General features: G+C 38.7%; 21 protein-coding genes and 1 pseudogene. 12 read left to right on the top strand and 10 right to left on the bottom strand.

Features of this window, described 5'->3' with window-relative positions; genetic code table 11:
- Window positions 1-46: 46 nt before the first annotated feature.
- The 4 genes from HLV59_RS08940 to HLV59_RS08925 are packed head-to-tail and all read right to left on the bottom strand — an operon-like array spanning window position 47 to window position 3,719.
- On the bottom strand, window positions 47-1,276 hold the full coding sequence (locus HLV59_RS08940; RefSeq protein WP_171429786.1) for an NADH:flavin oxidoreductase/NADH oxidase family protein: 1,230 nt from the start codon (window positions 1,274-1,276) through the stop codon (window positions 47-49).
- 28 nt (window positions 1,277-1,304) lie between these two features.
- Window positions 1,305-2,159 (bottom strand): metal-dependent hydrolase, encoded by an 855-nt coding sequence (locus HLV59_RS08935; protein WP_171429785.1) that lies wholly within the window; start codon window positions 2,157-2,159, stop codon window positions 1,305-1,307.
- A gap of 13 nt (window positions 2,160-2,172) precedes the next feature.
- A complete protein-coding gene (locus HLV59_RS08930) occupies window positions 2,173-2,919 on the bottom strand; it encodes an acetoacetate decarboxylase family protein (protein ID WP_171429784.1) in 747 nt (248 codons plus the stop codon).
- Window positions 2,916-3,719: an SDR family NAD(P)-dependent oxidoreductase gene (locus tag HLV59_RS08925; protein WP_171429783.1), complete on the bottom strand. Its 804-nt coding sequence runs from the start codon at window positions 3,717-3,719 to the stop codon at window positions 2,916-2,918. Before HLV59_RS08925 ends, HLV59_RS08930 begins: the two co-directional genes overlap by 4 nt.
- 107 nt (window positions 3,720-3,826) lie before the next feature.
- Here HLV59_RS08925 and HLV59_RS08920 point away from each other — a divergent pair, with 107 nt between their 5' ends.
- Window positions 3,827-4,894: an AraC family transcriptional regulator gene (locus HLV59_RS08920; protein WP_171429782.1), complete on the top strand. Its 1,068-nt coding sequence runs from the start codon at window positions 3,827-3,829 to the stop codon at window positions 4,892-4,894.
- Between the two features lie 52 nt (window positions 4,895-4,946).
- Here the strand turns inward: HLV59_RS08920 and HLV59_RS08915 are convergent, their stop codons facing one another.
- On the bottom strand, window positions 4,947-5,804 hold the full coding sequence (locus HLV59_RS08915; protein ID WP_171429781.1) for an SDR family oxidoreductase: 858 nt from the start codon (window positions 5,802-5,804) through the stop codon (window positions 4,947-4,949).
- A 126-nt stretch (window positions 5,805-5,930) separates the two neighbouring features.
- On the opposite strand from HLV59_RS08915, the gene HLV59_RS08910 reads away from it, so the two are divergent.
- The 6 genes from HLV59_RS08910 (at window position 5,931) to HLV59_RS08885 (ending at window position 10,854) form a co-directional block, all read left to right on the top strand.
- Window positions 5,931-6,290 (top strand): winged helix-turn-helix transcriptional regulator, encoded by a 360-nt coding sequence (locus HLV59_RS08910; protein WP_163120134.1) that lies wholly within the window; start codon window positions 5,931-5,933, stop codon window positions 6,288-6,290.
- Between the two features lie 106 nt (window positions 6,291-6,396).
- Window positions 6,397-6,831 (top strand): winged helix-turn-helix transcriptional regulator, encoded by a 435-nt coding sequence (locus HLV59_RS08905; RefSeq protein ID WP_031948403.1) that lies wholly within the window; start codon window positions 6,397-6,399, stop codon window positions 6,829-6,831.
- 348 nt (window positions 6,832-7,179) lie between these two features.
- Window positions 7,180-7,983, top strand: a complete 804-nt coding sequence (locus tag HLV59_RS08900) for an oxidoreductase (protein ID WP_171429780.1) — start codon at window positions 7,180-7,182, stop codon at window positions 7,981-7,983.
- A 41-nt stretch (window positions 7,984-8,024) separates the two neighbouring features.
- Window positions 8,025-9,023, top strand: coding sequence for an NADP-dependent oxidoreductase (locus HLV59_RS08895; RefSeq protein ID WP_171429779.1), 999 nt, complete (start codon window positions 8,025-8,027; stop codon window positions 9,021-9,023).
- A 100-nt stretch (window positions 9,024-9,123) separates the two neighbouring features.
- On the top strand, window positions 9,124-9,693 hold the full coding sequence (locus HLV59_RS08890; RefSeq protein WP_061875112.1) for a TetR/AcrR family transcriptional regulator: 570 nt from the start codon (window positions 9,124-9,126) through the stop codon (window positions 9,691-9,693).
- Between the two features lie 141 nt (window positions 9,694-9,834).
- Window positions 9,835-10,854 carry an MBL fold metallo-hydrolase gene (locus HLV59_RS08885; RefSeq protein WP_016145380.1) on the top strand — a complete coding sequence of 340 codons (1,020 nt, stop codon included), beginning with the start codon at window positions 9,835-9,837 and terminating at the stop codon, window positions 10,852-10,854.
- Window positions 10,855-10,911: 57 nt separating this feature from the next.
- Here HLV59_RS08885 and HLV59_RS08880 read toward each other — a convergent pair whose 3' ends face one another.
- A complete protein-coding gene (locus tag HLV59_RS08880) occupies window positions 10,912-11,280 on the bottom strand; it encodes a hypothetical protein (protein ID WP_031948407.1) in 369 nt (122 codons plus the stop codon).
- A gap of 405 nt (window positions 11,281-11,685) precedes the next feature.
- On the opposite strand from HLV59_RS08880, the gene HLV59_RS08875 reads away from it, so the two are divergent.
- Window positions 11,686-12,234: an RrF2 family transcriptional regulator gene (locus HLV59_RS08875; protein ID WP_016145382.1), complete on the top strand. Its 549-nt coding sequence runs from the start codon at window positions 11,686-11,688 to the stop codon at window positions 12,232-12,234.
- 157 nt (window positions 12,235-12,391) lie between these two features.
- Window positions 12,392-13,597 (top strand): NAD(P)/FAD-dependent oxidoreductase, encoded by a 1,206-nt coding sequence (locus tag HLV59_RS08870; RefSeq protein WP_171429778.1) that lies wholly within the window; start codon window positions 12,392-12,394, stop codon window positions 13,595-13,597.
- A gap of 94 nt (window positions 13,598-13,691) precedes the next feature.
- On the opposite strand, the gene HLV59_RS08865 is transcribed toward HLV59_RS08870, so the two are convergent.
- The gene (locus HLV59_RS08865) at window positions 13,692-14,384 is read right to left on the bottom strand and encodes a type 1 glutamine amidotransferase domain-containing protein (RefSeq protein WP_031948411.1); all 693 of its coding nucleotides are present in this window, start codon (window positions 14,382-14,384) and stop codon (window positions 13,692-13,694) included.
- A 156-nt stretch (window positions 14,385-14,540) separates the two neighbouring features.
- Between HLV59_RS08865 and HLV59_RS08860 the strand changes: the two genes are divergently transcribed.
- Both HLV59_RS08860 and HLV59_RS08855 read left to right on the top strand, forming a co-directional pair.
- On the top strand, window positions 14,541-14,957 hold the full coding sequence (locus tag HLV59_RS08860; protein ID WP_031948412.1) for a MerR family transcriptional regulator: 417 nt from the start codon (window positions 14,541-14,543) through the stop codon (window positions 14,955-14,957).
- 76 nt (window positions 14,958-15,033) lie between these two features.
- Window positions 15,034-15,840 (top strand): type 1 glutamine amidotransferase domain-containing protein, encoded by an 807-nt coding sequence (locus HLV59_RS08855; protein WP_031948413.1) that lies wholly within the window; start codon window positions 15,034-15,036, stop codon window positions 15,838-15,840.
- A 60-nt stretch (window positions 15,841-15,900) separates the two neighbouring features.
- On the opposite strand, the gene HLV59_RS08850 is transcribed toward HLV59_RS08855, so the two are convergent.
- From HLV59_RS08850 to HLV59_RS08840, 3 genes are all read right to left on the bottom strand, one after another.
- Entirely contained in the window at window positions 15,901-16,968 is a 1,068-nt protein-coding gene (locus HLV59_RS08850) for a saccharopine dehydrogenase family protein (RefSeq protein WP_171429777.1), read from the bottom strand.
- Between the two features lie 15 nt (window positions 16,969-16,983).
- The gene (locus HLV59_RS08845) at window positions 16,984-18,222 is read right to left on the bottom strand and encodes an NADH:flavin oxidoreductase/NADH oxidase family protein (RefSeq protein WP_171429776.1); all 1,239 of its coding nucleotides are present in this window, start codon (window positions 18,220-18,222) and stop codon (window positions 16,984-16,986) included.
- A gap of 160 nt (window positions 18,223-18,382) precedes the next feature.
- Entirely contained in the window at window positions 18,383-19,213 is an 831-nt protein-coding gene (locus tag HLV59_RS08840; protein WP_004792098.1) for an alpha/beta fold hydrolase, read from the bottom strand.
- 329 nt (window positions 19,214-19,542) lie between these two features.
- Between HLV59_RS08840 and HLV59_RS08835 the strand changes: the two are divergent.
- Window positions 19,543-20,437 (top strand): annotated as a pseudogene (locus HLV59_RS08835) (acetoacetate decarboxylase).
- Window positions 20,438-20,679 lie beyond the last annotated feature (242 nt).

Genomic DNA, 20,679 nt, shown 5'->3' with positions numbered 1-20,679 from the left:
TCAAACGTCGGCTATAGACCATGAATAAGATGAATAAAGGTCTTATTCATGATTTCTGAGTTAAAATGTTGCAGCCCATTCGCGGGCCAAATGACATAACTGTCCGTAACAATCCTTTAATTGGTTTAGGTGGTTGCCCTCGGCTAATACGACTGAATTGAGCTAAATGCCATGCAAGCTGTAAATATGCATCTACGGGTTTATAACCCACTGATGGAACGTCTACTGTTTCAGCGATAGATTTTCCAGCCAATAGTTTGATTGCCAAATCTGGTTCGATTGCAAATGGTCGCGCCATGCCTACTAGGTCAACGATGCCCTCGGATATAATCTGGTTCATGAAACTAGTGTTACGTAACCCTCCAGTTAACATGAGTGGTAATTTGCTTTGTTTGCGAAGTGCAGTGGCATAATCAATAAAATATGCATCTCGCTGAATAGAACGATCAGGCGCATATCCAAGCTGAGCTGGAGACTCATAATTCCCTCCTGAAATCTCTAATAGATCGATACCTTCCGCTTCTAAAGCTAATGCAATTTGTAGAGATTCTTCCTGACTTAAACCTCCTTTTTGAAAGTCGGCAGAGTTGAGTTTTACACTTAATATTTTGTCTTTGCCGATTGCAGCTCGTACAGCCCGAACTGTTTCAATCAACATACGGCGTCGATTTTCAGGACTACCTCCCCATTGATCGTTTCGAACATTTGAGAGTGGTGACAAAAATTGTGAGAGTAAATAGCCATGGGCTGCATGTACCTGTACCCCATCAAAACCAGCCTCAACTGCAAGTCGAGCAGTTTGAGCAAATCGATTAATCTGCTCATATATTTCTGCCTCAGTCATTGCACGTGGTATGCGAATAATGTTCATAGCTGGTAAATCAAGGCCAACTGCCGAAGGAGCTATAGGTTTTTTCAAAAGAGGTAAAACCGCAACACGACCTGGGTGGTTAATTTGCATAATAATTTTAGCGCCATGTGCTTGAGCAGCCTGAGCCCATAACTTGTTTTCTTGTAGAAACTTTGCCGATTCTAAAACTACATTTCTTGGTTCTACCAAGGCACGACTGTCTATCATGACATTGCCTGTAATCAGTAACCCTGCTCCACCTTTGGCCCAAGCTGCATACAAATGTTGTAATTCAGTGGTCGGCGAACCATATCGATCGGCAAGTTGCTCACTCATGGCAGATTTAGTGATCCGGTTTGGAATGGTAATGCCACACGCTAAAGTTAATGGGCTTGCTAATGTGGGCTTTGGATTAGATTTGGTCATTTTCTTTCTTCCTAAATTTATAAAATAATTAATGCAGATATTGATCTTTTAATTTCATCATTTGCTCACGGTTATCGTGCTGCCAAGGATGAAAATCTTTCGAATAAAAATCTAAATATGCTCGACTAATTTTTCGAATAACCCCTTGTCTGCCAAGCAAATATTTCAAACCTTCATATAGACTTTGAAAATCTTTATTCTTACCCGAAGCCTTTAAAAGCTCTTTTGTTCCTCTGCTGGTAATTATGAGAAAAGAAAGCGTGGTTTCTAACATCACCAATCGCAAGAAGTAGGGTCTATTCACTAAAGATTGATAAACATCAAACGCCACAGCTTTATGTTCTGTTTCTTCAATGGCATGCCAAGCCCAAATTTTTCGCAAATGAACATCAAACAACTCTAAATCTTCAGGCGCGATACGAATAAAATAGTCCGCTAAAATTGCTGTTAGATGTTCCATACATACCGTGCAAGCCAATTGATGTTCTACAGAAAATCGTTGCTGCAACATACGGTTCATCTTTTTAAAACGTTTATAAATGCGTTCAACTGGATAACCTTTTTTAAGCATCACAGCATTTAGTGCATCGTGTTCTTTACCGTGATGTGCTTCTTGACCAATAAAAGCTCGGACCTGTTTAAGCAAAACAGGGTCGCTAATTTTGTCCTGATAATTACGCACACTATAAATAAACTGCCGTTCACCGTCTGGAAATGCACTCGATAAGGCAGTAAATAACATAGTCAGCAAAGGGTTATCTTTAAACCAAAAGTCTGGTATCTCATCTGGAAAAGATAAGTCTAATTGACGCACTGTAATGTCAATTGATGCTGAAATTTTAGAAAAGTCTTGGGTTGGCTGTGACTGAAAGAATGTATTCATGTTTATTCTCCAGTTATAAAACACGTGGATTAAACTGACGTAATAAAAATAACGGCGTGCGTAACCTAGGTATTTGAATCGGTGGAATTAGCCCTCCCGATAAATCAACGCGATGTAATCTGGCCTCAACAATCTTGCCTAACCCCATATCGTGTAAAGGATCGTTTGCAGTGCCTGTAAAGCATAGGTTCATTTCAACCTGACGCACTTCAACAGTATGCTCTTTGGGGGTAAATCGAACTTCACGTGGTAAACCAATTCCTAGTCCACCAGTAATATTTCGATGCGGTAATCCTAAAATTGGAGGCGCATCATGAATGACTTCACCCAGCGTGGCTTCCATTTCAATAAGTGTGGTGCCTCGGCGTGAAGCTTTGCTTAAAATACGTTTGCCATCGTTTTCCCAGCTAATTTCACCCATCTTTTTAGGGTAGCCTAACAACTCACGGCCAATAATCATGGCGCGGTCATCGTCCAAAATCATCCAAGGACAAAAGATTCCAGTTTTGTTGCCAACTTTAATATGAACAAATACACCCGCTTCATGGTAAGCGCCCGTATAGACATTTTCGGGGAAATAAGCACAAAACAAATCGGCTCTGGCAGGTTTAACGAGTGTCATTCCAGAGGGTAACCAACGCGCCATCGCTTTTTCATCGACTTCAACTACAGCAGTCAAATAGTGGGCATTGTGATAAAGCTTATTTCCAAGATTGGCTAAACCCACAGGCACACGTAAGTCATTAATCAATTGTTTCATGAGCTTAATCTCGAAAATACTTGCTTAAGAATAGGCAGCAAAATAATGCGCGGCGTGTAACGTCCTCCCAAAGTTTGGGCCTGTGCCACGAAACCCGGAATCACAATTCGACAATTACGATCCATTCCTTGAATAGCTTCTTTAGCTACGCGTTCTGCTGTTACCCAAACAAGGCCTCCACCAACACCATCAATTTTTGTAATACCAGCAACCTCATTAAAACCAGTTTTAGTCGGCCCCGGAGCAAGCAAAGTACAGCTCACACCCGTCCCTATGAGCTCGCTGTGTAACGACTCAGCAAATGAGTTTGCAAATGCTTTTGTTGCTGCATAAGTTGCATTTGCAGGTGTCGGCTGATGGCCAGAAGTAGACCCTACAATCAGTATTGCCCCAGCTTTTCTTTTAATCATTTGTGGCAACACAGCTAAGGTTAGGTCGTGAATTGCCACAGCATTGACTTCCACTTCTTCACGTTCACGGTCTGCATCTAAATCTTGCAGGCAACCAAAAGTCGCAAATCCAGCATTATTACAAAGAATGGCAACATCAATATTTTCTAAATAATGACGAAATTCAGTTCTGGCTTCTCTATGCCCCAAATCACATGGATATAAATCTACTGATATTTGATATTGAGCTTTTAGTTTGTTAGCGAGTATCTCTAATTTTTCTATACGGCGAGCGACTAAAACTAAAGAATAACCTCGTATAGCAAACTGTTTTGCTAACTCTTCACCAATGCCTGATGAAGCACCTGTAATCACAACTCGTGATGAAGGTAGTGGAATGGGTAAGCTCATAATTCATGCTCAAAATACATTAAATTGATTATTCCGAACTTTTAACTTGAGCGTGAGGTGTAGATCAGACATACTACTAATCATTTTCGGCCACAATAAAAATTAATATGAAAGATCCATATGGGCTTTCCAAAGCCAGTATTCCCATTTCTTATGCGCATTTGTTATTAGAAATTATGGTGGATAAAGGTTTTTATGGGCTTGAAATTTTGAAAAAAAGTAAAATTCCTTTAAACCTTTTAGATCAACTAGACGCACGAATTACCCCTGTACAGTGGTCTAAACTGGCGTGGGAAAGCTTGATCTTGGTAAAAGATTCTGGCTTGGGATATGAATATGGCCTAAAACTACGTTTAACCGCTCATGGCCCTATGGGATATGCCCTCATGAGTAGTCCAAACTTACGTCAGGCTATTGAGGTTTCAACGCAATTCTTTAACATGCGATTAAAAGATTATCGTATTGCTTTACATGAAAATAATGATTTTTCTATTATTGAAATTAACGAAACTCATCCGATTATCAGCAACCAACCAGAACAAGCGGAAACACTTAGACGATTTTTTTATGAATGTTTGATGATTGGCGTGATTCAAACTGGCCAATTTTTGATAGAACATGACTTTGCCGAAATTGAGTTATGGGTAGATTGGCCCGAACCTAGCTATCACAAAGTGTATCAACACTTACTGCCGCCTATTCGATTTAACCAAGCAACTAATCAAATTCGATATAACCAAAAGCTTCTAGATTTACCCATTAAAATGGCAGATCCAATAGCTTTTAAACAAGCCCTAGCACAGTGTGAAGCTGAACAAATCCGTTTTTCCGAGCAAATTAAGGATATCTGCCTGACCGTAAGAGCGGAATTAAACCTAAAACCACAGGTGGGTTATCCCTCATTTGATGAAATTGCAACTCGCTTAAACATGTCTAGCCGAACCTTACGGCGCCACTTAAACCAAGTCGGCTCTTCATATCTGCAATTGCTTGAAGAAGTTCAACAGAAAGAAGCTGAGCATTTGTTACTTCATAGTGATATGGATGTACAAGAAATTGCACTTTATCTCGGCTATATACAGCCTACAAATTTCACACGGGCTTTTAAGAAATGGACAGGAATGACACCAATCCAATTTCGAAAGACATATATAAAAACTAATATAAAGGTTTAAACACTAATGATTTAAACCTTTTTGTTTTTTAGATAAGAGTTATAGCATCGACTTAAGATAAAAATTCTTTAATCGTCTCATGCATACTCGTAGTGGCACGACCAATTAACTGGTGTAGGTCTTTGCGATCACTATATAAGCCGCCCTTAGATACGCCTTCATCTGAATCTGCCAAGATATTAGCAAACCCTTCTGGGATACCCAATTGTATCAAAATCGCTTTATATTCTTCTTCTGATAGGTCTTGATAAATTACCTCTTTTTTACTGTGTTCACTTGCCCATTTTGCAACATCATCAAGGGTATAACTCGTGTCACCTGCCAGTTCATAAACTTTATTTTCATGTCCTTCTTGAGTTAATACCACAGCGGCAGCAGTCGCATAGTCTAAGCGTGAAGCAGAAGCAATTTTCCCGTGATGCGTTGCCCCTAAAATTTTGCCGTGCTCAACTGCTTGGGCAAGTCCCATCGCATAGTTTTCGTTGTACCAGTTGTTACGTAATATTGTATGGGGAATATTCGAGGCTTTTAAATATTGTTCAGTCTCAACATGTTCTTTTGCTAATAGAAGCGGCGTTGTATCTGCGTTTAATAAACTCGTATAAACAATAAATTTTATCTGCGTAAGTTTTGCCGCATTAATCACATTTTGGTGTTGTACTGTACGTTGACCAATTTCATTTGACGAGATTAATAAAAGCTTATCAATACCAGCCAATTGTGCTGAAAGTTTATCTGCATCTTGAACATAATCAAAAGCACGAACCTCTACCCCTTTTGCGCTTAAGTCTGATGCTTTTTCAGGGCTGCGGACTAATGCCACAATATTTTTTGCCTCAGTACGTTCGAGTAATTGAGAAATAACAAGTTGGCCAAGTTGACCTGATGCACCAGTAACTGCAATACGCATGATGATCTCCATCTGATGTAGTTGATATCTTTCAATCATCGTAGTACCTTAACTTACTAAAAGTAAGTACTTACCTAAAAGTAAGTTTAGAAACAAATGTAAAGTTTTGTAATTAAGGTGTGCATGATGAAAGGATACGTTTTTTCAGCAGATTGTCCTTCTCGGAAAATTTTGTTGACACTCACTAGCCGTTGGAGTGTTTTAATTTTAGTTGCACTGCGAGATCAACGTTTGCGCTTTAGTGAATTAAAAAAACTAATTGATGGCATTAGCGAAAAAATGTTGGCACAAACCTTAAAAACGCTTGAGCAAGATGGTTTTATCGTTCGTCAAGATTATGCAGAAATACCTCCTCGTGTAGATTATCAATTAACAGACTTTGGACGAGAAGCTTCCGAACGACTTTTTGACTTAACCACTTGGCTTGAAAATAATTTATCCAAATTATTAGAGAGCCAATCTAGTGTAGAAATAGTTGAAAATTAACTGGGGAAATAAAAGTATTATCGTATATCACGCGATCAAACTCGCTTCATTCACCACTTTGTGTTAGTATTTTTTTAGTAGTTACTATTGAGTTTATTAATTCGATATGAGTAAAAATAGCAATCTTGAAGTCTGCCCCATCGCTAGAAGTCTTTCTGTTCTAGGTGATGCATGGAGTATGTTGATTTTACGTGATGCCCATGCGGGCTTTACTCGTTTTGATCAGTTTCGTAAAAGTTTGGGTATTGCACCTACAATGCTAACAAAACGTTTGTCTGTTTTAGTAGATGAAGGATTACTCGAAAAAAGACAATATTCTGAACACCCTCCTCGTGAAGAATATGTATTAACTCAAGCTGGTAAAGATTTTCTACCTGTCTTATTTGTGATTGGCGCATGGGGTCGAAAATATAAACCTTATGAACAGCCTGAGAAAATGGTGACTTTCATTGATGCAGAACAAGGTACTGAAATTAAGCCTATTGTGATTGATCAAATGACTGGCGCCGAAATTGGTACCCGCCCGATTAGTCAAAAATAGCGAATTACTCAATAGAAAAAAAGCACTCAACTGGAGTGCTTTTTTATGTTTATAGTGCTTTAAATCGGACAGTCTATACAGATTCAGTTTTCTAAAATGAATTTTTATTACCAAATTAAGCTCTTAAAAATCAAAAACTAAATATTTTTAAAAATTATATTCAATCTTTTCTAAAGCCTATATTCAACATAAACAGATAGTTACTATCAAAAAAATACTAACAACAAGCTAACAGACCAAATAGTAACTATCTTTTTAGTAGTAACTATTTTATTTTTAGATTATGATGAAAAAATCAAGCCGAAATTGATTTGGTTCAGGCGACAAAGTTTAAGTAAGGAATATCATATGACCAGCAAAGTAGTTCTGATTACAGGCGCATCTTCGGGTATTGGTTTAGCAACTGCAAACCTTTTACATGAGGCTGGATTTATTGTTTATGGCACAAGCCGCCAAGCAAAAAACTCATCACAGCATAAATTTCATCTGATTGAATTAGATGTAAATCAAGATGATTCCGTTGCTCAAGCCGTTGAAAAAGTAATTGCGAATGAAGGCCGAATTGATGTCTTAATTAACAATGCCGGGTTTGCAATATCACCTGCTGGTGCTGAAGAAAGCTCAATGCAACAAGCACAGGCCATTTTTGATACTAACTTCTTTGGTGCTGTTCGAATGACTCGCGCAGTTATTCCGCACATGCGTCAGAAAAACTCAGGACTTATTTTAAATATCAGTTCAATTCTTGGACTTGTGCCTATGCCTTTTAATGCTCTTTATTCTGCGTCTAAACATGCACTTGAAGGTTATTCTGAATCTTTAGACCACGAGCTTAGATCACAAGGTATTCGTGTGTCTTTGATTGAACCTGCTTATACCAATACATCTTTAGGAGTAAACTTACTCGAAGCAGACAATAAAGTTTCTTTTTACGATCAAACGCGTGAAAAGCTACACAAACAAATGATTCATTCAATTAATAAGTCAGATGACCCGAGCGTAGTTGCCCATACCATTTTAAATGTCATTGACAGCCAAAACGTCGTACCTCGTTATACAGCAGGTAAAACTGCAAGAAACTTAAAAGCCCTTCGACGCTTTGCTCCTGTAAAAGTCTTTGACAAGTTAGTTCAGCGAAACATGAAGATATAGTGAGAACCAAAAATTAAAATATTAAAAAATAGAGGTTTAAAATGAAAGCAGCCTACATAAGCCGTTATGGCAAGATTGATGATGTACAAATCAATGAACAAGTCAAACCCTCTCTAACCGAAAATTCAGTACTTGTTAAAGTGCATGCTGCCAGTATTAATCCTCTAGACTTAAGAGTTTTAGAAGGTGAATTTAAGGCAATTCTGCCCGTTTCATTTCCTTTTATCTTGGGTAATGATTTTGCAGGTACAGTTGTAGAAGTAGGCTCGAATGTTACCCAGTTTAAAGTCGGAGATGAAGTCTATGCCAAGACCGATTTAAACGGTGCATTTGCTGAATATACAGTTGTTCAAGAATCTTCTCTGGCACTTAAACCGCAAAATATTTCGATGGATCAGGCAGCAGCTCTACCTTTAGTTGCCTTAACTTCATGGCAAGCACTAGTTGAAATTGCAAAAGTTAAAGCTGGCCAAAAAGTGCTTATTCATGCAGGTTCAGGTGGTGTGGGTTCAATTGCAATTCAACTTGCCAAGTCTCTTGGTGCTACGGTTGCGACCACAACCAGTGCCCAAAACAGTGGTTGGGTGAAAGAGCTAGGCGCTGACATTATCATTGACTATAAAACAATGGACTTTGAGCAAGAGCTTAAAGACTACGATGTTGTTTTAGATACACAAGGTGGCAAAATCTTAGAAAAATCAGTAAATGCTCTTAAACGCGGTGGACGTCTTATTAGTATTTCAGGGCCACCTGACCAAGCTTTTGCAGAGGCAATTAATCCAAACTGGTTCCTAAAATGTGTCATCCCGATGTTAAGTTGGTCAATTCGACATAAAGCAAAAAAACGCGATATTACTTATTCATTTTTATTTATGCAGCCGAATGGTCAACAGCTCTCAAAAATTACCGAACTGGTAGAGGCTGGAAAAATTAAACCTGTGGTAGACCAGACCTATGGCTTTGTTCAAATTAAAGAAGCGCTTCAATATGTAAATACGGGCCGATCAAAAGGGAAAGTCGTTTTACAATTTGACTCGTAATATTTCTTTTCACCTTATTATTAAGCTTTATTCAAAATTTGATTGCTCTCTCATTATTTTTATGTATGATTGAGTAATCACTCAATTAATATGTTTGTATATGGCTCGTCCCCGTAGTGAAGATAAACGTAATGCGATTTTAAGCGCTGCTATTGAAACATTAGCTGAGCTCGGCGAGCGTGCGTCTACCTCAAAAATTGCTAAAGTTGCTGGCGTGGCAGAAGGTACTTTATTTACCTATTTTAGTAGTAAAGAAGAGCTGCTGAACCAGTTATATCTTTCACTAAAGGCCGAACTGCGTCAGGTGATGATGCTTGGTTACCCTGCTAACTCCGACTTACAAACACAAATGTCGCATATCTGGCAAAGCTATTTGGACTGGAGTTTAGAAGCTCCTCTGAAACGTAAAGTCATGGCACAGCTTTCAACCTCGGAACAAATTACCGAGCAAAGCAAACAAATTGGTATGCAAACCTTTTGTGACCTCACCCAAAACATTCAAGAAAGAATTAACGATGGCAAACTAAGAGATTACCCACCGTTATTTATTGCTTCAATTTTAGGTGCACTTGCCGAAGTCACACTCAATTTTATTGCCCAAGACCCTTCTCAAACCGAGCGTTATCGCAAATCTGGTTTTGAAGCGTTTTGGCATGCAGTTTCAATATAGATTAAAGAGTAAGGATGCATGGCGTCCTTATTTTTAAAGCAATTAATGAGTGAGCAAATACTCATTTAAATAAATCAAAATAAGTACTTAGCCCAAGTTCTTATTTGTACATATAGGTTTGTTCCCATAAGGAAAAACAAAATGACTATTTCAAACACACCTGACTTGCCTGCTTCCTTAACGTCATCTCAGCAACACAATGGCAAATTTAGAAATACGCGTCCAAACCAACACAAGCCTTCTTTTGGCAAAACGCTTCAACTCATGTGGAAGTTTCTTTTTAACAAACCAAAAGACACCGTTCCAAACCGAGAAATTCCTGTTTTAAGTTTGTCGAAAGAACAACTTTTGAGTGCGCCTGACCGTTCTCTATTTCGTTTGGGGCATTCAACGATCTTGTTAAAACTGCAAGATGAATTTTGGTTAACCGACCCTGTTTTTTCGGAGCGTGCCTCACCTTTTCAATGGCTTGGACCAAAACGTTTCCATCAGCCCCCAATTAGCATTGCCGAATTACCCCCCATTAAAGGCGTGATTTTGTCGCATAACCATTACGACCACCTCGACTACCATGCAGTGATGCAACTTAACGATAAAGTTGAGCATTTCTTAACACCACTTGGTGTGGGTGATACGCTCATTAAATGGGGAATTCCAGCAGAAAAAGTTCAACAACTTGATTGGTGGGATACTACTCATGTGGATGGATTAAAATTGGTGGCTACCCCTGCTCATCATTTTTCAGGCCGTGGTATGGGCGATAGCAATGCGACGCTTTGGGCTTCGTGGGTAATTATTGATAATGACTTACGTGTATTTTTTAGCGGTGACACAGGCTATTTCGATGGGTTTAAAGAGATTGGACATCGTTATGGTCCCTTCGATCTGACCATGTTAGAAACTGGTGCTTACGACCCCGAATGGCCAGATGTTCATATGCAACCCGAGCAAACGCTGCAAGCACATATCGATTTAAAAGGTCGCCATTTGCTGCCTGTACATAATGGTACTTTTGACTTGGCACTGCATGCTTGGGACGACCCGTTTGAACGTATCGTGGCGTTGGCTCAACAAAACGAGTTAGCAATTAGTACCCCGCAAATGGGTGAACTCTTAAACTTAAATGAGCCAAATGTTGAAAATTATTGGTGGCGTTCGTAAGTTTGAAAAAATTATTTGGAGAGTAAAAGAATGCTTTTGCTCTCCAATCTTTAAATTTTAACTTGTCTTATGTGCTTTCCAAGGAAACTTAATTGTGCACAAAACAAAAACCAGAAATAAAAATTGGGAAATATACATATAGTTGAGCAAGTCTCGGCCCACTTTTAATGTAATCCAAGTGTTGTGTATGACATCACTAAATATAATAAGAAAAGTTAGAATTAAGCCAATACGTGGCCTATAAAATAGAAGAATTGCTGCAATTGGATCAATAAACGTTAAAGATGTCCAATAAATACAGGTAAATAGTGGTGCATTGTTATAATCCCAAAACAAACCGTACATTAGAACTGTTTGTAAATGGTTGAACCCTGCACCTATAAGACAAAGCGCATAAATACATCTAATAATAAATTCAGTTTTCAAAACAACTCTCTTATTTATTCATCATGCTATTTAAAAAAATATTTTTATTCAGCTAAAGCTATTCAATATTTTAATTGAAACAATCTACATAAATATAATTTAAAAGACTCTATAAATAAATGATAAATACCTATCCCCCTTTCATCTATTTTACTTATAAGTTGTGAACTACCTCATTAAACATCTATTAGATATTTTTACGCTCAAGAGAAATAAATAAATTTTTATAAATTATTAAAATCTTTTTATTTTATTAAAATTTAAATTATTCAAATAGATAGACTAATAATTAACACTTTAACAAAGCCCACTTAAAACTAGGACTAACTTTATCTTAGTTTTATTATTGACTTAAAACACAGACTGCATTAGTCTGTGTTTGTAGTTGATCAATTATGAAATTAAATGGCTTATATCACTAGTAGCGTCGAGTATGCGATTCACTGTCTTCTTTTTCTTGTGAACAATGAAGATAAACCTTTAAGTAGTAAGGATCTTGCCGAATTACAAGGAGTCTCTCCAAGTTTTATGGCTAAGATTTTTCCTAAACTTGAAAAGGCTGGACTTGTTGTAGCACAAGAAGGTGTTCGCGGCGGATATTTACTGGCTCGCTCTGCGCACGAAATTAGTTTTTTAGATATCGTGAATGCAATTGAGGGTGAAAAACCGCTTTTTGAGTGTCAAGAAGTTCGCGGTAAATGCGCGGTCTTTAACAATGCCCCACCAGATTGGGCAACCAGTGGTGTGTGCGCAGTGCATGCAGTCATGCTACAGGCTGAAAAAGCCATGCGAGACGCTTTAGGTGCTCATACACTTGGTGATATTGCAGACCGTTTTGGCCGTTATGCACCCGACGTATTTTTTAGTGATGTAAATGGTTGGATCAGTGAACGCATTGAAGGAAGAACAGCAAAAATGCGAAAAAGTAAAATATCACGGGATACACCCGACTAATAAGCTGATAGGGCTCCGCGCCCTAAAGTAAACTCCCCCTAATCGTTTTAAACGCCTTCTCAGATTTTTTCGGACAATCAGAGAATGGATTCGCTCACCCTAAATTTTGTGATGAGCTGGAATGTGTTGTCCGAAAACTTATCAAAAGGATAATCAAATGAGTAAACGTATTATTATTGCAGGTTCTGGCTTTGCTGGTTTATGGGCTGCACTTGCTGCACAACGGGCAATTCACTTAGCGTCGCAAGAACAAAACATTGAAGTGGTAATGGTTTCCCCTAGTCCAAATGTGGATATTCGTCCTCGTCTTTATGAAGCTGTACTTGAAAATATGTACCCTGATATTTCAGAAGTATTAAGCGTAGTTGACGTTAAGTATGTAGCCGGCTGGGTAAATGAAATTGATGCTGCTGCCCAAAATCTTGTGATTACCACAACTCAAGGTGATAAACAGACTTTAAGCTATGACCGTTTTATTCTGGCAACTGGAAGCACGACGTTTATGCCACCTATACCGGGGCTTACTGAATATGGATTTAGCGTAAGTACATTGGAAGATGCAGAAAAATTAGACCAGCATCTTAAAAACCTAGCTAACAAACCTGCTAATACAGCTCGTAATACTGTAGTTATTGCTGGTGGCGGCCTGACTGGGCTTGAAACAGTGACTGAAATGCCTGAGCGTCTGCGTAATATTTTAGGTGAAACTGATATTCGTGTGGTTTTAATCGATTCATCAGCAGAAATTGGTGCAGCCTTGGGTGACGAAGCTGCGGCTGTCATTCGTGAAGCTCTCGACGAGCTAGGTGTGGAAGGTAAAGCTGGGCTACGTGTTACTGCACTTGATGCTTCTGGTGTAACTCTTTCTAACGGAGAAAGAATTGAAGCAGAAACTGTCATTTGGACTGCCGGCATGCGAGCGAACTCACTTACCTCTCAAATTGCAGGTGAAAAAGATAATTTAGGCCGTATTTTAGGTGATGCTTATTTACATGCACCTGATGCAAAAAATATTTTTGTGACGGGTGATACGGTAAAAGTTCCAACTGACGATTTAGGTAATTTTAACGTGATGTCATGTCAGCACGCGATGAGCTTAGGCCGTGTAGCTGGTTACAATGCTGCCGCAGAATTGGTTGATTTACCATTACATGCTTATAGCCAACCAAAGTATGTGACTTGTGTCGACTTAGGCCCATGGGGCGCACTTTATACCGAAGGATGGGATCGAAAAGTTCAGTTTGTGCGTGAAGAGGCAAAAAAAATTAAACAAGAAATTAATACGGTGTGGATTTATCCGCCAGTTGCAGATCGTGAAGCAATTTTTGCCATAGCAAACCCTGATTTTGTGATTGTTCCTTAATATTAGTTTTCTAGAACAAACTACTTTATTTAGATACCCTAAAAGCAAAGCCGTCACTGATTTTGCTTTTAGGGTTTATTTTTGAGTCATTAAGTTATGACTTTTCTAGCTCTTCTATTATCGCTAAAGCCGTTTTTTTAGCAGAAAACGGGTTTTGTCCTGTAATTAAATTGCCGTCTTGAACTACGTGCGGTGCAAATGGAATAAAGGCCTTATCATAATGTGCACCATATTCTTTAGCTAACTCTTCGGCATTATATGGAACTTTTTTTGCGACTCCTGCCAGAACCTCTTCACTCCATGCAAAGCCCGTTAACTTTTTGTCTTTTATCAGTCGTTCGCCATTTGAAAGCCGTACATTGAGCAAGCCGCAATACCCATGACAAACACTCGAAACAATGCCACCCTTTTCATAAATATTTTTGGTGATTTCTTGCAGTTCAGGATTATCTAAAAAATCCCACATAACACCGTGACCGCCTGTGTAATAAATCACGTCATAATCTTGCCAATTAATATCGGAAGGCTTAAAAGTATTGGCCAATAAAGTCATAAAAGCTTGATCATCTTCTCTCGCTTTTACAGATTTGTCAGAAACCAAAGCACCTAATGATTTTGGTTCAATCGGAGTTTTTCCGCCATTGGGACTAACAATATCTTGTACATAACCTTGCTTTTCAAATTCGTCATAGGCATGAGTAAGCTCGCCTAGCCATAGTCCTGTTGGTTCATCGACATCCTTGTAGCGTGAAACATTGGTCACGACATGTAATATACGTTTAGCCATTTCCTCACCTCATTTTTCCATATTTATAATTCTATCTTTCATCTATCAAAACATAGAAAGCTGTTACTGAAAGTGTGCGCTTGGTAAAGTTATGAACCTTGCTTTTACATGACTATAAGTCTAAAGTTAACTTGAAAGTCAATAGAGTATGTGGTTATGAATATTAGCGAGTTATCTAAACTAAGCGGTTTAAGTACCCCTACCATTCGTTACTACGAGCAAATCAAACTCTTGCCTAAAGCCAAAAGAAAATCGAATGGCTACCGTGAATATACTGACAACGATTTAAAGCAACTTTCTTTAATTCAGCAAGCCCAGCAAGTTGGATTTTCTTTAGCAGAAATTAAAGCCTTTTTGCCTTCAAAAGTTGCTACTTGGGACCATGATGCACTCATCCAAACGCTTGAATCCAAAATTCAGGAAATTGAACTTTTAGAACAAAAACTAAAAGTGAGTAAGCAAAATTTACGAACCATGGTTGAAGCGATTAATAACAAACCAGATGAAATTACTTGCGAAGAAAATGCAGAACGACTCATGAACCTCTATTACGACAAAGCAAAAACACCGTAATTTCTTAGACGACTATTGACCTTAAAGTACACTTTAAACATACGATGGATCTCAGGTGATAGATGAGGAACCTGTGATGTTTAAAGTTTGGGATTTTCAGCGTTGGTTAACAATTATTTTTGCTATTTTTTTGACTACCAATGTAGCACATGCCGCAGAGTCAGATAAAGCTCAGAGCCCTACTAAAGCAAATGGAAAAATTTTAGTCGTGATGACCAATCACTCGGCTTACCCTTCCCGTTCAGATAAAACAGGACTTTGGCTGACCGAGCTCACTCATTTTTACGATGTCGCTTTGGCTGCTGGCTATGATATGGATTTTGTAAGTCCACTAGGCGGTCAAGTGCCGTTAGATGAACGTAGTTTAAAGTCTATTTATTTAGACAAATCAGCACAAGATCACTTAGCTGACCCAGCATTTATGCAGCGGTTAAAAACAACATTAGCTCCAAATATGATTAATCCTTCGCAGTACAAAGCCATTTACTATACTGGTGGTCACGGTACCATGTGGGATTTCCCAACCAATACAGCTCTGCAAAACATTAGTGAACAGATCTATCGCCAAGGTGGGATTGTTTCGGCAGTATGTCACGGCGTGGGTGGTTTATTACCTCTTCAAGATGAACACGGCAAACCTTTAATTGCAGGTAGAATCGTTACTGGTTTCGCAAATATTGAAGAAACTCTATCTGGTATTAAGTCTCAAGTTCCGTTTTCACTACAAAATGGACTCATTGAACGTGGAGCAAACTACAAACAAGCATTTGTTCCATTTACGTCGTATGTAGTTTCAGACGACAGAATTATTACAGGACAAAATCCGCAGTCGAGTAAAGAAATTGCTGAGGCAGTTGTTAAGCGTTTAAGTACGACTCAATAAATTGATAAAACATTCAAATTGAAAAGCCAATTATAGATTAACTCTCTAATTGGCTTTTTTTTAAGTAATGATCAGTGAACCAGAACCCGGCAGTTCGGTCACTAGCTTATAACCCATCAGTTTTGCTGGTGTATATGTACCGCCTTTAACGGTATTTTTGAGTAAATAATTCACTACAGTCAGAGAGCCATTTACGGTAAGGCTATAAGCATTTTCTGTTTGGATACGGGCGGTTTTTATTTCCCCACGTGAGTTTCTCGCTTCACCCCACACATAGGTCGGTACTTTCGCACGGAGTTCCTCATTTGGCCCAACGACCGTTTTTTCAATACGAGACTTAATAAACTTCTGCACAGCTTTCAGTTTTAATACTGGGCGTACATAGTTCATCATTTTCGCGCCCATAATCATTTTGGGAAATGCGGGTACAAACACTTCAATGTTTGGAATACCTGTTGTATAGAACGCTGTAGATACGTCTCCCCACGGAACGCTCATAGCACTTTTTTTACCATCCCCAAAATCAATAGTCCGGACGTAGTGCGCTAATGGAACTGTAGTAATTTTTCCGTTTTTACGAATTTTTCCACCTTCACCCATACCTTCTATACTTGTCTTGGCCGTACCTGGTGAAAGTCCAGTTCTTGAGTCGAAACCAAGTGCTAAATGGGTCGCATCTGGCAGTGCTTCTTTCAAGGCAGCTGCCACACAGTCTGTCGGAATCACATCGAAACCAACACCCGGACAAAGCACGATATCGGCTTTTTCGGCTTGGCTGTTAAGTGACTGCGCTAATTCAAATACCGCAATTTCACCAGTAATATCGAGATAGTGAGCTCCTGCTTTTATACAAGCTTCCATCATGGGTTTCGAGGTCGCTGAAAATGGTCCTGCACAGTGCATCACCAGTTTAAAGCCTTGGAGTTGCTCACTTACTGCATCTACGCTATCAAGTCCAAAAGCCTTATAGTTGAGCCCCAACTCTTGAGCGAGTGTTTCAACCTTGGCTTTGTTACGACCAGCCAAAGTTGGTTTTAGACCTTGGCGCACCGCTTCACGGGCGATTAACTCACCCGTGTAGCCATTTGCTCCATAGATTATCCAATTTGAATCGTTAGGATTTGTCATAACACTACTCTTTTATTAAGAAGCAAATGAATAATCACGCATACCTTTTTTGTATTGGCGGGTACGGCATGACATCGCTGATTGTTGCAAAATTAAAGCCCAAGCTGGTGAAACATTTGGTTTTGTTTTTTTGCCAGAACTTAAATTACGTAACTGGAATTTGACCACTGCCATATTTGCAAGTGAAGCGAGTGTTTTATTCTTCCAAGTAATTGGTTTTAGCTCTGGTGTGACATTGTGGCCTTGTTTCCAAGCATTTGGCAAATTAGGTTCAATTGCGAGTGCTGTAGCAATACCGACCATATCTACACCACTTTCAACCACTTGCTCTGCTACCTGCTTACGGCGTATGCCACCTGTTACCATAACAGGCATTTTGGCAACTTTTCGGATTTCTTGTGCAAACTCTAAAAAGTAAGCTTCACGGGCAAGTGTTCGACCATCACGCGCTTGACCTTGCATTGCTGGCGCTTCGTAACTACCGCCTGAAAGCTCCACCAAATCGACTGCATGCTCATTTAACATTTTAACCACTTGTTGAGCGTCTTCAGCACTAAACCCGCCACGCTGAAAATCAGCTGAATTTAGTTTTACCGCCACAGTAAATTCAGGTGAAACCACTTTACGAACTGCATCCACAATTTCAATTAAGATACGAGCGCGGTTTTCTAAAGAACCACCCCACTGATCTTGGCGTTTATTGCTGAGTGGAGAAAGAAACTGGCTTAATAAATAACCATGCGCTGCATGAATTTCTACACCAGTAAAACCTGCTTTTTCACCTAACCGCGCAGTGTTTGCAAAACGCTGAATCACCTCTGCAATCATAGATTCAGTCATTTCGATTGGCGTATTAAAACGGTCTGACATTTTTCCTAAATCTAAAGCAACAGCTGAAGGCGCCCATGTTTGTTGCCCTAAATTTGACTGCATTTGACGACCAGGATGATTGATTTGAAGCCAAACCTGAGCGCCTTTTGAACGACCAATTTGTGCCCATTTTTTGAAAGTATCTATATGCTTTTCATCTTCCAGCACGACACCACCCGGTCCAGTCATTGCGCGGCGATCTACCATTACATTTCCGGTAATGATTAAACCTACGCCACCATTAGCCCAAGCTTGATATAGACGCATCAACTCTTCTGACGGTGCATGGTTTAAATCAGCCATGTTTTCTTCCATTGCCGCTTTAGCAATACGGTTAGGAACATATGAGCCATTTGGAAATACTAATTTTTCGAACACTTTCATTGGAATGACCTCATTCAATATGGCTTTACTTTAAGATTAAAGCTAACTTTAATGTCAATACCTTTTAGTATTTCTATATTTAATATTTTGAATTTATTAATTTTTATATAAAAAAAGAGGCACTCATTAGGCCTCTTTTTCGAAGTTTAAACGCTTTTAATTATTCGCGAATAAAAGCCAATAAGTCAGCATTAATCACTTCATGGTTAACAGTTAACATACCATGTGAAAAACCTGGATAGATTTTGAGTTGGCTGTTTTGAAGTAATTCAGCAGATTTCACGCCGGAAGTTTTATAAGGCACGATCTGATCATCATCACCATGCAATACCAAAACAGGAACCGTGATTTTCTTTAAATCTTCAGTAAAGTCGGTTTGTGAGAATGCCACAATACCATCGTAATGTGCTTTTGCACTACCTGTCATGCCTTGACGCCACCAGTTAGAAATGATGCCTTCAGATGGCTTCGCATCAGGTCGGTTAAAACCATAGAATGGACCTGATGGAAGGTCACGGAAAAATTGCGCACGGTTTGTGAGAACTTGATTTTGCAGGTCATCAAAAACTTCTTTTGGTAAACCTTCAGGATTATTTTCAGTTTTAACCATAAGCGGTGGTACTGCACTGACAAGTACAGCTTTCGCGACATTTTCTTCACCATGACGCGCAATATAATGAGCTACTTCACCACCACCCGTTGAATGGCCAATGTGAATTGCATTTTTAATGTTCAGGTGTTTAACCACTTCTGCAACATCATCTGCATAGTGGTCCATATCATGACCATCCCACACTTGACTTGAACGCCCGTGCCCACGTCTGTCATGAGCAACTACACGAAAACCTTCTTTAAGGAAAAAAAGCAATTGTGTGTCCCAATCATCTGAACTTAAAGGCCAACCATGATGAAAAAATAAAACTTGGGCATCGCGTGGTCCCCAGTCCTTATAAAAAATTTCTACGCCGTCTTTTGTCGTTACATATCCCATCTTTGTTCTCCTGCTGAAAACCGTTTATAGATTCGTTATAAAAGTTTGAATATTTATACTAAGCTTGAAGTTAACTTCAAGGTCAATCATCTTAAATCATATTTTAAGAATAAAATTTATATGAAGACTCTACTCAACTTTGTATCTTTTTAATCTTGAATTGTTTTTATTTTATTTCTTTTAAATGTCAAAGATTTGACATGTCAAAATTAAAGCCTTGACTTTAAAGTTAGCTTTAATCTTATAGTGCCCACATTGGCTATTAATTAACATGTCTAGATATGGACAACAGTAGCTACTCGGTCATTAAATATTAAAGGTGAACTCTCATGAATATAAAACAACAGTTTACTGAGGTTGAGTTTGGGCAACAAAAAGTCAAAGTACCCAAAGATGGTTATTATGACCGTTTTAGAATGAACCCTGATCTCAAAAGTCGCTCAAGATCCTGCTGCGGGCAACATCGATTTTTTCCGCCATATTCCTAAAAAAATTGTAGAGTCACGTGTAGGTCCTGTCTGGGCACCCAACTTTTATTATCGTAGTGCAAATGTACAGCTTTTAATGCTTGCTCCAATTAAGCTCATTAAAGCAAAACTTCCTGCTGCTTTAACACCATTACAACCATTTCCGGGTTATGGCTTGGTCGCCGTCACGTTCTTTAACTATTCAGTTTGTGATAATGACCCTTATAACGAAGTGTCGATTGCGATTGTTGTACGTCAACCTAATGCTCGTGGGCCACACATTGCAGAATTGATCAAATCGATGCGTCAGCGTCATTTCCATGCGCATGTTTTAGCTTTACCTGTCGATACAGAAATTGCCAGAGTGCGTGGTGTATATGGTTACCAGCTACCAAAATGGCTGACTAAAATTGACGTCAACATTAATTCAAAAGAGGTTCAAGCTAAAATTTTCGATGTGAATGGAAAATTAGATTTAAGCTTGAAAACCTTAGTACCAACTTTAAAACATGTCGCTTCTGAAACACATATCAACAAAGCCACTATGCTCCATGTAGTCGATGGAAAATGGCATCAAACAGAAGTTCAATCCAATATTCTTTCTTTTGCACAAAAGCTTTTTCCAAAGAATGTTCAACTCGAGAAAAATGAGGGACCTTTAGCTACATTACTAAATGAGCTAGGTGCCTCAAGAATTCTCCGCTTAGATGTTATTGAAGATGCTCAAGTGGTGCTTAATTTGCCTACTCCGCTATAGATTTATTTTTAAAATATGAAAAGAGACCAACGAGTGGTCTCTTTTTTTATTTTATTAGATTGCTTCTTTGGTCATCTCACCATTCATGAGTTATAAAAAATATCATGCTTAAGAAAAATGTAATATCCGAATCTGTGATTAATCAGAGGTTGATTAAACATTCTCCCCAATTTCCATACAATTATATATAATTTAAAACAATGATTGGATTAAAAAAATCTATTATAAAAAAAATTAAAAAT

Origin of the sequence: Acinetobacter lactucae (assembly GCF_013122135.1) — a bacterium.
In the GTDB taxonomy this organism is placed as follows: domain Bacteria; phylum Pseudomonadota; class Gammaproteobacteria; order Pseudomonadales; family Moraxellaceae; genus Acinetobacter; species Acinetobacter lactucae.
Note: the sequence above shows the minus strand (reverse complement) of the source record. Positions and strands in the feature narration are given on the sequence as shown.

Excerpts from the sequence above, each read along its gene's own strand:
- HLV59_RS08935 (WP_171429785.1), bottom strand. The coding sequence starts at position 2,159 with ATGAATACATTCTTTCAGTCACAGCCAACCCAAGACTTTTCTAAAATT.
- HLV59_RS08925 (WP_171429783.1), bottom strand. The coding sequence starts at position 3,719 with ATGAGCTTACCCATTCCACTACCTTCATCACGAGTTGTGATTACAGGT.
- HLV59_RS08840 (WP_004792098.1), bottom strand. The coding sequence starts at position 19,213 with ATGGGATATGTAACGACAAAAGACGGCGTAGAAATTTTTTATAAGGAC.
- HLV59_RS08920 (WP_171429782.1), top strand. The coding sequence starts at position 3,827 with ATGAAAGATCCATATGGGCTTTCCAAAGCCAGTATTCCCATTTCTTAT.
- HLV59_RS08870 (WP_171429778.1), top strand. The coding sequence starts at position 12,392 with ATGAGTAAACGTATTATTATTGCAGGTTCTGGCTTTGCTGGTTTATGG.
- HLV59_RS08930 (WP_171429784.1), bottom strand. The coding sequence starts at position 2,919 with ATGAAACAATTGATTAATGACTTACGTGTGCCTGTGGGTTTAGCCAAT.
- HLV59_RS08905 (WP_031948403.1), top strand. The coding sequence starts at position 6,397 with ATGAGTAAAAATAGCAATCTTGAAGTCTGCCCCATCGCTAGAAGTCTT.
- HLV59_RS08875 (WP_016145382.1), top strand. The coding sequence starts at position 11,686 with ATGGCTTATATCACTAGTAGCGTCGAGTATGCGATTCACTGTCTTCTT.
- HLV59_RS08900 (WP_171429780.1), top strand. The coding sequence starts at position 7,180 with ATGACCAGCAAAGTAGTTCTGATTACAGGCGCATCTTCGGGTATTGGT.
- HLV59_RS08885 (WP_016145380.1), top strand. The coding sequence starts at position 9,835 with ATGACTATTTCAAACACACCTGACTTGCCTGCTTCCTTAACGTCATCT.
- HLV59_RS08915 (WP_171429781.1), bottom strand. The coding sequence starts at position 5,804 with ATGCGTATTGCAGTTACTGGTGCATCAGGTCAACTTGGCCAACTTGTT.
- HLV59_RS08845 (WP_171429776.1), bottom strand. The coding sequence starts at position 18,222 with ATGAAAGTGTTCGAAAAATTAGTATTTCCAAATGGCTCATATGTTCCT.
- HLV59_RS08855 (WP_031948413.1), top strand. The coding sequence starts at position 15,034 with ATGTTTAAAGTTTGGGATTTTCAGCGTTGGTTAACAATTATTTTTGCT.
- HLV59_RS08895 (WP_171429779.1), top strand. The coding sequence starts at position 8,025 with ATGAAAGCAGCCTACATAAGCCGTTATGGCAAGATTGATGATGTACAA.
- HLV59_RS08910 (WP_163120134.1), top strand. The coding sequence starts at position 5,931 with ATGAAAGGATACGTTTTTTCAGCAGATTGTCCTTCTCGGAAAATTTTG.
- HLV59_RS08850 (WP_171429777.1), bottom strand. The coding sequence starts at position 16,968 with ATGACAAATCCTAACGATTCAAATTGGATAATCTATGGAGCAAATGGC.
- HLV59_RS08890 (WP_061875112.1), top strand. The coding sequence starts at position 9,124 with ATGGCTCGTCCCCGTAGTGAAGATAAACGTAATGCGATTTTAAGCGCT.
- HLV59_RS08940 (WP_171429786.1), bottom strand. The coding sequence starts at position 1,276 with ATGACCAAATCTAATCCAAAGCCCACATTAGCAAGCCCATTAACTTTA.
- HLV59_RS08865 (WP_031948411.1), bottom strand. The coding sequence starts at position 14,384 with ATGGCTAAACGTATATTACATGTCGTGACCAATGTTTCACGCTACAAG.
- HLV59_RS08860 (WP_031948412.1), top strand. The coding sequence starts at position 14,541 with ATGAATATTAGCGAGTTATCTAAACTAAGCGGTTTAAGTACCCCTACC.